General features: G+C 28.5%; 5 protein-coding genes. All 5 read right to left on the bottom strand.

The genetic code is table 11. From position 1 onward, the window contains the following. Positions 1 to 204: 204 nt before the first annotated feature. The 5 genes from pbpC to I6E15_RS09345 all read right to left on the bottom strand — a co-directional run bounded on the left by pbpC (position 205) and on the right by I6E15_RS09345 (position 10,622). Positions 205 to 2,466, bottom strand: coding sequence for a penicillin-binding protein 1C (gene pbpC, locus I6E15_RS09325; protein WP_235247515.1), 2,262 nt, complete (start codon positions 2,464 to 2,466; stop codon positions 205 to 207). After that, positions 2,466 to 7,298 (bottom strand): alpha-2-macroglobulin family protein, encoded by a 4,833-nt coding sequence (locus I6E15_RS09330; protein WP_235247516.1) that lies wholly within the window; start codon positions 7,296 to 7,298, stop codon positions 2,466 to 2,468. Before I6E15_RS09330 ends, pbpC begins: the two co-directional genes overlap by 1 nt. A 75-nt stretch (positions 7,299 to 7,373) precedes the next feature. After that, the gene (locus I6E15_RS09335) at positions 7,374 to 7,937 is read right to left on the bottom strand and encodes a chromate transporter (RefSeq protein WP_235247517.1); all 564 of its coding nucleotides are present in this window, start codon (positions 7,935 to 7,937) and stop codon (positions 7,374 to 7,376) included. Further along, the gene (locus I6E15_RS09340; protein WP_235247518.1) at positions 7,934 to 8,473 is read right to left on the bottom strand and encodes a chromate transporter; all 540 of its coding nucleotides are present in this window, start codon (positions 8,471 to 8,473) and stop codon (positions 7,934 to 7,936) included. Before I6E15_RS09340 ends, I6E15_RS09335 begins: the two co-directional genes overlap by 4 nt. A gap of 208 nt (positions 8,474 to 8,681) precedes the next feature. Further along, on the bottom strand, positions 8,682 to 10,622 hold the full coding sequence (locus I6E15_RS09345) for a [FeFe] hydrogenase, group A (RefSeq protein ID WP_235247519.1): 1,941 nt from the start codon (positions 10,620 to 10,622) through the stop codon (positions 8,682 to 8,684). Positions 10,623 to 10,910 lie beyond the last annotated feature (288 nt).

Genomic DNA, 10,910 nt, shown 5'->3' on the forward strand with positions numbered 1-10,910 from the left:
AAGTCCAATAGAATATAGGAAATTTAAAGAAAAAAATGTTGATAATTAAATTGAGTACTTGACAGGGTACAGATCAAAAGAAGTTAAAATGCTAGATAGAAAATATATGCGTCATCAGATGATAGAAAGATATCTCAAACTAAACAAACCTATAAATTAAAAAATTGGGACTACTGCTTTTAACTTGCAATAGTCCCATTATTTTTATCTTAAAATTTCAAAATTTATTTTTTCCATATCCCCCTCTTCTGAGATAATAGTCAGTTGATATTTTCCATTTCCTAATTTTAGATTTTTTTCCCTATCCCTAGTTTTATCCAAATATTTTCCATTGAGATACCAATATAGATTTTGATTTTTTAAATTTGCTATCTTTATAATCAGATCTTTTTCTCCGTCAAAATCTTTAGGAATAGTTATTCTAAGCCCATTTGTTGGATAAATAATTTTTATTCCTTTTTTCTTAGAAGCATTTCCAAAGATATTTGATACATCAAAACCATTTCTTATAAAAAAGTTTATAACCTCTATTGGATAGTTAAGAATTATTTTTTCTTTTCTATTTAGAAAATTTTTATCTCTGGAGTCAATCTCTTGCCCATTATCATCTACAAATATTTTTTTGTAGTATGGAGAAGTTCTCAAAGGTTTAGCATCGTTAGGATATAAAATCTCCTTTGATGGAATTTGATATTTTAGACGATATCCAGTTTCTTCATCTACTTTTATTTTTACAAGGTCATTTGGCTTTTGGAATTCTTTTTGTTTTTTTGGTAAAATTTTCATTATCCTAAATAAAAGATTTCCTGCACTATAAACTCCTGTAAGATTGGAGTTTCCTTCCCCTGTAAAATTTCCTACCCAGATAACTAAAGTCCAGTCAGGTGTTACACCAACTGCCCAACCATCTCTTCTTCCGTGGCTAGTCCCAGTCTTCCAAGAGATTGGATTTTTTTCTTTATAGAGAGTTTCCATTCCCGGTCTTTCTAATTTTTTAATAGTATTCAAAGTTAAATATGAGGCACCCTTTGACAGATGTCTATTTTCTTTTAAAAAATTTCTAGTTCCTACATCTATATATATAGGAGATCTGAAATCTCCAAAATTGGCAAGTCCAGAATATAATTTTCCTATCTCCTCCATAGTAAATTCTTTTGTTCCTAGTATTAGAGATAATCCATATCTTGCTGGATTGTCATCACTAAATCCCAAAACTTCCTTTAAGAAATAAAAAAACTTTTCCTCACCATACTCCTTCAAAAGCTCAACAAATGGAATATTTAAAGATTTTATCAAAGCATCTTGAATTTCAACTATTCCATAATATTTTTTATTGGCATTTTGTGGGCTAAAATTCACAAAATAAAGGGGTACATCTGGAACTTTTGAACATGGAGCAATTAATCCCTCATCAATAGCCACAGCATAAAGGAAAGGTTTTAGAAGTGATCCCGGAGATCTTTTTGCAATTATCCCGTCTACTTGTCCATTATTTTCAAAATCATAAAAATCTTGCGAGCCTATATATGATTTTATCTCAGAACTTTTATTATCTATAAGAAGTACACTTAAGTTTTTTATCCCTTGGGTTTTTAAAAAGTCTGAATAATCCTTTGATATTTTTTCTATTTTTTCTTGTAGCTCACTATCAATAGTAGTTTTTATTATTTTTTCTTTTCTCTCTTCTATAACTCTCCTTGTAAGATGTGGAGCTAAATTTTTAAAAGAGTATCTTTTATCAGGTAATGGCTCTTTCAAAGAGATTTCATACTGCCTTTTATTTATTATTTTTTTATCATAAAGTTTCTTCAGCAAAAAATCTCTTTTTTTAAGGAGTTTATTTTGATTTTTTTCCACATTCATAAGCCCTGGAGAATTTGGAAGAACTGCGAGCAGTGTAGATTCTCCCCAAGTAAGTTCATCAGGTTTTTTCTGAAAATACAAATATGATGCTGTTTTATATCCTACAATATTTCCACCATAAGGAGCGTTGTTAAGATACATTCTAAGTATCTCATCTTTTTCAAAAAATTTATCAATCTTTATAGCTTGAATAATCTCAATATATTTATTAAAAATATTTCTTTCCTTTGGCTTAAGGGATTTTGCCACCTGCATAGTTATTGTACTAGCTCCTGTTTTTCTTCTTTTTATAAGATTATCTCTTACAGCTCTTATAAGAGATGTAAAATCCACACCAAAATGTTTATAAAAATCTTTATCTTCATAATTTATCACAGATATTTTTAATTTTTCTGGAATTTCGTCGATACTTTTTAAATGCCACTGCTCATCTTTATTAAGTGAAACTCCTATTATTTCCCCTTTATCATCAAGGACAGACACACTGTATCTGTCCTCAAAAATTTTTTCTACATTATATATATTAAAATTAAAATATATATATCCACTTATTCCAAAGAGCAAAATAATAGGTAAAACTAATATTTTACAAATTTTTTTCATTATTTAACCTCTACTTCAAATCCCTTCAGATAAGCTTGATAATTTTTATCATACATTGCCTCTGCTTTTGTTCCAGGGAAATCAAATTTTCCTTTTGTTACAACATTTACCTTGATAAAGAAACTTTCATTAGAGTCATTATAACTGTCATAATCAAAGAACCACATAACTCTGTCATCTCTTATATCTTCATAATCTATATTTTCTTTTAATTTCGATAAAATCCACTCTGGATATTCTCCGTTCACTGCTCTTATATTTTCTATCTCCCAACCAGTTGGTAAGATTTGCACAAGAGCCATCTCATTTATATAGAAAGATTTTTCTTTATCAGTAGGAAGTAACTTAATTTCTAGCCAAAAACTATCTCCAGATGATAAAATTTTAGGGTCAATAACATTTCCATTGATGTCATAATAATTTCTTTCAATTTTTATATTTTTTTCTATATCTTCCATTTGATAATTTATAGGAACACCTTCCCAAGAATATTCTAAGAAAATATTATTTTCACTTCTAGAAACTATTTTTATATTTTTAGAAGTTTCAGGAATACTAGTTCCATAAATTCCATTTTGAGTTTTAAATGGTATTCTTTCGCTGTCTATTAAAATATCTCCCTCTACCTCTTGAGAAATTCCACCATTTGTTAATTTTGCAAGGGTCATCAAAGAGTAACCTAAACTTTGAGTCGATAACCATTCATCAGATTTTATCTCATTTAAAATTTCATTATATAATTTTTTATCAACTTTTCCAAAAATATTATAATAAGCACCTAAAATTATAGATTTATCACGAATATCAGAGCCATAAGAATAATTTCTAAACTCTTCATTATTGTTAATAGAAAAATCTAATTTATCTCCTATCTCTTTAGCTAGTTTTTCCTCTCCAATATTTTTATAAGCTGAGGCGATAAACCATTTGCTTATATTATTTAATTTATCAAAATAATTTTCATAAATCATATTTAATTGGCTAACCTCTGGAGTATCAGTCAATGATAAAATATAGATTGCATAGGCTCTTATATTAAAATCTACATCAGAAGATTTTGTAAGTTTTCTTGTAAAATCTCTCCATCTCTCATACATATCATTTGGTATATAATAACCTAGATTTTTTGCCTCTACTAAGAAATATCCCACATAATTTGTTGCCCAAATATCAGTTTCTCCACCAATCCAATAAGCAAAAGATCCATCATAAAGTTGGAATTTAATAAGTCTTTCTATTCCACCGTTAATATTTTTTAAAATCTCAGCTCTATTAAATCTTTGACTTCTTGTTAATCTATCAATATAAATTTGTGGGAACATTGTAGAAGTAGTTTGTTCTACACAGCCATAAGGATATCTTATAAGCCAACTTAATCTTTTATCTATTCCAAGAATTGGAGCATTAGAGATAGTTATATAAGATTTTACAGTTCCTTTTATATAATCTTTTGGTTGCTCGTAAGAAATTTCCTCAGATTTTTTCAAAATTTTAGTTTCTTCATTATATATATATGGGTTATTTGAATTGATATTTATATCCACCACATCTTCATAAGAGTAATCCTTTGACAAAATAGATATTTTTATCTTACTGTTTCCAACTTCATTTAGAACTTTTTCATTAAAGTATATAGTTTTATTTTCTTTTTTAGAAAAATCTAATTTTTGACTTTGGATTTTTCCAAAACTTTCTACTTTTACTTGGACTTCTCCTAAATTTTCTTCAAGAGCAAAAACTTTAATCGGAATTTGAAACTCATCTTGAACTTTTAAATTTCTTGGAAGAGTAATATCAGCTACAACAGGAGCTTTCACAATAATTTCGCTTTCAACATTTCCATATTTTTGTGAATCTACACCAACTACCATTACTTTTACAGCTCCCATATAGTTAGGCATCTCAAACTCTACCTCTCCAAAGCCATTTTCATCTGTTTCCAAAACACCTTTAAACATTGAAACAGGTTTAAATCTTTGTACATCTTCTATTCCCATATTTTTTACCCTTTGAATAGAAGCTACACTTGCCATCTCCTCAACAAATCCATCTCCACCAGTTTTTAAAATCTCGTGAACTTTACCAAAAGTTTTTCCCATTATCTCAGAATAATTATCAAAATAACTTCCTTGTAAAGCCTCTTTTTGATAGAAATATTTCCAAGGGTCTGGTGTTTCAAAAGCTGTTATATCCAAAAGTCCTTGGTCAACAACTGCCACAGTATATTTCATTTTTTTATTTTCAAGATTTTTCACTTGGAGTTTAAATTTTTCATTTGGTTTTATCTCTTTTGGAGTTTCCAATTTTATTTTAAGTTTTGTTTCCTCATTTTCAACTAGAATAGGTATAGCTCCATAAAGTCTAAGTGGTCTATCATTTTCTAAATTTTCATAATCTTGGAAAAGTCCAATTGAGATATAGGCATTTGGAAACATATTTTCTGTAACTTTTATTTCATAGATATTTTTTAACTCATTTGCATCTATCCAAACTTTATCCAAAATATTTCCAGATTTTTCAATAGTTACAAGAGCCTTTGCACCTTTTGTTCCCTCAAAAGTAACTTTTGCTGTATCTCCAATATTATATTTTTCTTTGTCAGTTTCTATTTTTAATTTATCTATTTTTTTATTCGTAGAAGAATCTTGCCAAGTACTTGCATAAAGATTAACTCCAGTACTTTGTTTTGTTTCCATATCCTCTACTTCAACAAAAACTTCTCCCTCTCCCTTCATCTCATAATCTATTAAATATGGTTTATCACTTGATAAAAATTCTTTTTCATAAAGAAGAGTTGTATTTCTATCAGTTTTTATAGATTTTACAAAAGAGTTATAACTTCCGTAGTCCCACCACCAAGAATATTCATTTTTATATACTCTATATTTTAATTTTCTATTTGGAACTAGATTTTTTCCGTCCTCTGACACTGCCACTACTTGAAGATTTATTTTATCTCCAGTTTTTATATATCTATCCTTTGGAAATTCAATTCCCACATAAGTATCAAATTTATTAAGAGATACAATATCTTTTTTTATAACAGGTCTTCCACCAGTTTCAATAACTCTTGTAGTAACTATTCCTGTAAGATTTATATTTTGTGGAGCTATTCTTTTTACATCAAAAATTATTTCTCCCTTTCCATTTTCATCAAGTGCACCATCTTTATAATCTTGATAATAATAACTATATGAAGTAGGATTTTTAAAATTATAATTTTGATATTTCTCAAAATTTATCTTTTTTTCTCTTACATCTAATTCTACACTATATTTTAAATCATTAGCTGGAGCACCAAAAAGATAATCAGATTTTACTGATACATTAAGTTTCTCATTTTCTTTTAAATCTATTTTTTCTGGAATATCTGTTTCTACTTTTATTTTATAAGGAACTATTGTTTCAACAGATATATCCTTTACAAATTTTCTATCTCCAACTTGAACTTCTATCTTCCAAATTCCTGTTTCAGAATCTAAGTCAGTTTTAAATTTCCAAGTATAAAATCCACCTTTTCCATCTTTTATAACTTCATCATCAACTACTTTTTTTCCTCTTGGACTGTACACATTTATTTTTAATGGGTGATTATCTGGAAAATCTCCTTTATCATTTCTAATTATCATAGAAAGATAGATTTCATCTCCCGGTCTATAAATTCCTCTATCTGTGTATATAAAATTTTTCACTCCATTAGATGAAAAAGCTCCACCAACAGCAAATCCATCATAAGAAAGTCTTGAGTCTTCAAATTTTAAAATAGATTTTTCCTCTCCATTTTCTACTAAAGCATACATCATCTTATCATTATTTTGGAATAAAAATTCTCCCTTTGAATCTGTTACTCCCTCTGCCAAAACTTGATTATTTGTAGAGATTATTTTTACTTTGGCATTTTCTATTGGAGTATTTTTCAAAATATCCATTGGGATTATGTTAGTTTTTTCTCTATCCTTTTGAGCTATTATTCCAACATTTGATAATAAAATTGCTTTTCCTATAAGTCCATTATTTCTTATCAAAGAATATTTTTGCCAACTCTCTATATTCTCTGGGAATATATAATCGATACCATTTTCATCAAAAGAGATTTCTAACAAGAACAATCCTTTATTATCAAGAAAATTTTCAAGTTCTATCTCATTTTGATGCCAGATATTTTTCTCGTAGTTTAAGTCGTAATCTTTCTCAAAAACTATATCTCCCACTTTATACAGATTATCTTCTACTTGGTAATCAAATATATTTCCATTTCCTTTAAAAACAAAATCTTGTAAAAATTGTGTAAAGTTATTTTCATATATTTTTTTAATTTTTACACTGACTTTTTTTACATTTATAGATTTAAAAGCAATTTTTTTATTATTTATGCTAGGCAAAATTATTCCATCACTAGAAAAAGAAAGTTTTGGTTCTATCTCTCTAAAACTTATACTTTTTTTATAATTTTCTTTTAAAACTCTTCCATTTTTATCTTTTATATTTTTTAAAATCTCAACATCATAGACCTCTCCAATTTTAAAATTTCCTATAACTAAAATTCTATTTTTATCTTTTAAAATTTTATAAGAAGTTTCTGGAGATATTTTTATAAAGGCATCTAAATTTTCTCCCTCTAACTCTTGAGAAAACTCTATATCAATTCTAGGCTCATCATCCGAATTAGTTTTTATACTTACTATCTCCAAACCTTTTATCTCTTGAGGTTGTTCCTCTTTTACAGTTTGTTCTACTAGATTTTGAGACTTTTCAACAGTTTTTTCAGTTTCAGGCTCTTTTCCACAGCCAATCATCATAAGTAAAAGAAAAATATATAGTATTTTTTTCATAGACTACCTCCATTTTTTATCTTCCCCTTATAATAATTATACCCCATAAAATAATTTTTTCAAAATAAAAAGAAGTTATATAAATTTTCCATAGATACCTACTCCAATTATCCCTGAAAGGACTATCACTGTAACTGGATTAAGTTTAAATTTTTGTAATATCCCAAAACAGATAGCAAACAGAACCACTGCTGTTTTATTTATTTCAGCTAAAGTTCCCATTGTTTTTTGTCCCCAAAAAGCTGTTATAACTATTGAAGCTCCCGCTGTTCCAATAAGAGAAACAACCACTGGTCTTAAAACTTCCAAAATTTTTTTTATTGTTCTTAATTCTCTATATTTATAATAAAAATAAGCAAGTGTCAAAACAATTATACAAGAAGGTGTAACACAACCTAAAGTGGCTACAACTGCTCCAGAAATTCCAGCTATTTTTGTTCCAACAAAAGTAGAAGCATTTAAAGCTATTGGTCCCGGTGTCATTTGAGAAATTGTCAATAGGTCTGTAAATTCTTCAAAAGTCAACCAATTATGTATCTCTATTACTTGTTGTTGAATAAGTGGCAGTGCTGCATAACCTCCACCTATACTAAAAAGTCCAATTTGAACAAAACTCCAATATAAAGTTAAATATATCATTTTTTAATCACCCCATATAGAGCTGCTATAATTATTACTAGTGCCACATTTACTTTTAAAAAATATGCTACTACAAAGGCAAGTATCATTATTATTACTTGACTTATTTTTTTTTCTTTAAAAATATCTTTCGCCATCTTATAAACTGCAAAACAGATTATTGCTGCTACTCCAGATTGCATTCCTTGAAGAGCAGAATTAACTATAACATTTTCTTTAAAAATACTATAAAAAAAAGAAATTATAGTTATTATTAACAGTGGTGGTAATACTGTTCCTGTAATAGAACTAATAGCTCCTTTTATCCCTGCTATTTGATAACCAACTAAAATAGATGTATTTACTGCTATAGGTCCTGGTGCTGATTGCCCAATAGCTACCAAGTCTAGCATCTCTTTTTCATCTATCCATTTTAAGTCCTCAACAAATTTTTTCTTCATAAGAGGAACTATTACATACCCTCCTCCAAAAGTAAAAGCACTTAAATAAAATGTTGAAAGAAACAGTTTTAAATATAATTTTTTATCTTTTTCCATATTTCTCCCCCTTAAACTTATTTATACTTATCATTATACAATATTTTAGACTGACCGTAAATCAGTTTTAATGTTTTTTCAAGGAATTAATAAATTTGTTTTATTAATTAGTTTTCTATTTTAATTCTATAACATATTTTCCATAATTTCAAGCTAAATAAAAACTCCCTATCTCTAGGGAGTTTAAAATCAAAATTCTATATTATTTTTATTTGAATTTTGGGAAATATCTTGTATGTAATAATTCGTGAGCTTTACGGCTTAATGGATAGTCTAAGTATTGTTTGTAGAACTCTTTTACAGATTCATTTTCATGAGATCTTCTGATTGGAAGATTTTTATCTATATTGTTAAGTCCTTCTGCTCTTTTCTTTAATACTTCAACTTTTTTAAGTGCTTTTGGTTGTCCTCCACCACCGATACATCCACCTTTACAAGCCATGATTTCGATAGCGTGGAAGAATTCTTCTCCAGCTCTTATTTTGTCAAGCATTTTTGCTGTTTCTTCAAGTCCATGAGAAATTCCTATTCTTAAGTTTAATTCTCCAACTTTGATTTCAGCAATTCTGAATCCGTCCCAACCTCTTAATTCTTCAAACTCAACGTTGTCTAATCTTTCTCCTGTTATAGATTCAACAGCAGTTCTTGTTGCAGCTTCGATAACTCCTCCAGTTCTTCCGAAGATTATTCCTGCTCCAGAATATTCTCCTAAAGGATTGTCAAAGTCTTCATCTTCCATTTCCTTAAGGTCGATATTTAATTGTTTGAATAGTTTTATTAACTCTCTTGTTGTGATAACTAAGTCTGTATCGTAGTTATCTCCTCTTGAGAACTCTTCTCTTGATGCTTCATATTTTTTAGCAAGACAAGGCATAATAGCAACTACTGATACTTGTTCTCTCGAAAGTCCTACGCTTTTTGCCCATAAGTCTTTTGCAACTGTTGAGAATATTTCCATTGGAGATTTTACTGATGATGGTACATCTAGCATATCTGGATAGTTTTGTTCAAAGAATTTTATCCAAGCTGGACAACAAGAAGTTAGTATTGGAAGTTTAACATCTTTGTCACCTGCATAGTATTTTTCTAATCTTTCTTGGAATTCTTTTGCTTCTTCCATTATTGTTAAGTCAGCAGCCCAGCTAGTATCAAATACATAGTCAATACCAATAGCTTTTAAAGCTGAAACTAATTTTTTCTCAACGTTTTCTCCTGCTTCATATCCAAAAGCTTCTCCGATTGCAACTCTTACTGCTGGAGCGATCTGTGCTACAACTATTTTGTTAGGTGTTGCAATATCTCTTAGAAGTTGAGTTGTGTGATCTCCTTCAAATATAGCTCCTACTGGACAAGCTACAACACATTGACCACAGTGAGTACATTTAGTGTTGTCTATTGTATGTTTTTGTTTTATAGAACCAGAGATACAATTTACAGGACAAACTCTTGAACAAGCTGTACATCCTATACATTTATCAGTGATTTTAAATTGTAATAATTGGATACATTGCCCTGCTGGACAAGTTTTATTTTCTATATGTTCTTCAAATTCGTGATAGAATTTTTCAATTGATTCTATAACAAGATTTCTTTTTCTTTTTAGAGTGTCCATTATTATTCCACAAAGGTGTCTTAAAAGGAATAAGTCTCTCATATTTCCTTTTCCTTTAGAAATTCTATCAAGAACTCTCCAAGAACGTTTCATCTCTTCTTCAACTCTTGAATATTCTAAATATCCTCTTCTTTGTAGGTTTGCAAGTAAATACTCTAAATAGAATTTTGAGAACGAAACCATACAGTCAGATTCTGATAAGATTATAATATTTCTTGTAGCTCCATCTTCAAATAATCCAATATCAATTGGTTTATCTAAAGCATCTTCCTTAACTAAATTTCTAAATGGTAATCCAAATTGTGCAGCTTTGAATTTTTTATGCCCAACCATTCCACCAGCCATTTCTATTAAATCTGCAAGTGTAGTTGTTTCTAAAATTTCATAAACTCCTGGTTTAACTACCATTCCTGAAATAGCCACAACATTTTTACCTTGTTTTAAAGCTTTTTTTAACTCAGCTCCTGCTAGATTTGAGAATATTGACCCAACAGATGATAAACTTATTATCTCTTTACCGTGATTGTGTTCGAACATCTTTCCTCCTAATATTTATAAAAATTTATTGTTTATTAAATTATACACCTAAACTCTTTTTTTACTTAAAACCTTAGTAAAAAATTAATCTTTTTAGAAAAAGACATAGTTTATGTCCTATTATTATATATAAAAAAACAGATTTTTGCAACTAAAATTTTACATTTGTTAAGAATAACTTAATTTTTTTTCTATTTTTCTTAATTTTTAACCATTTTTTGAAAAAAATATATAAATTATTTTTTTCTTGTGATTTTATCATTAAAATTGTAAAATATAGATATATAT

Origin of the sequence: Fusobacterium perfoetens (assembly GCF_021531475.1) — a bacterium.
Classification (GTDB): domain Bacteria; phylum Fusobacteriota; class Fusobacteriia; order Fusobacteriales; family Fusobacteriaceae; genus Fusobacterium_B.

Coding starts and splice junctions, on each gene's coding strand:
- pbpC (WP_235247515.1), bottom strand. CDS start 2,466: ATGAAAAAAATTTGTAAAATATTAGTTTTACCTATTATTTTGCTCTTT.
- I6E15_RS09335 (WP_235247517.1), bottom strand. CDS start 7,937: ATGATATATTTAACTTTATATTGGAGTTTTGTTCAAATTGGACTTTTT.
- I6E15_RS09330 (WP_235247516.1), bottom strand. CDS start 7,298: ATGAAAAAAATACTATATATTTTTCTTTTACTTATGATGATTGGCTGT.
- I6E15_RS09340 (WP_235247518.1), bottom strand. CDS start 8,473: ATGGAAAAAGATAAAAAATTATATTTAAAACTGTTTCTTTCAACATTT.
- I6E15_RS09345 (WP_235247519.1), bottom strand. CDS start 10,622: ATGTTCGAACACAATCACGGTAAAGAGATAATAAGTTTATCATCTGTT.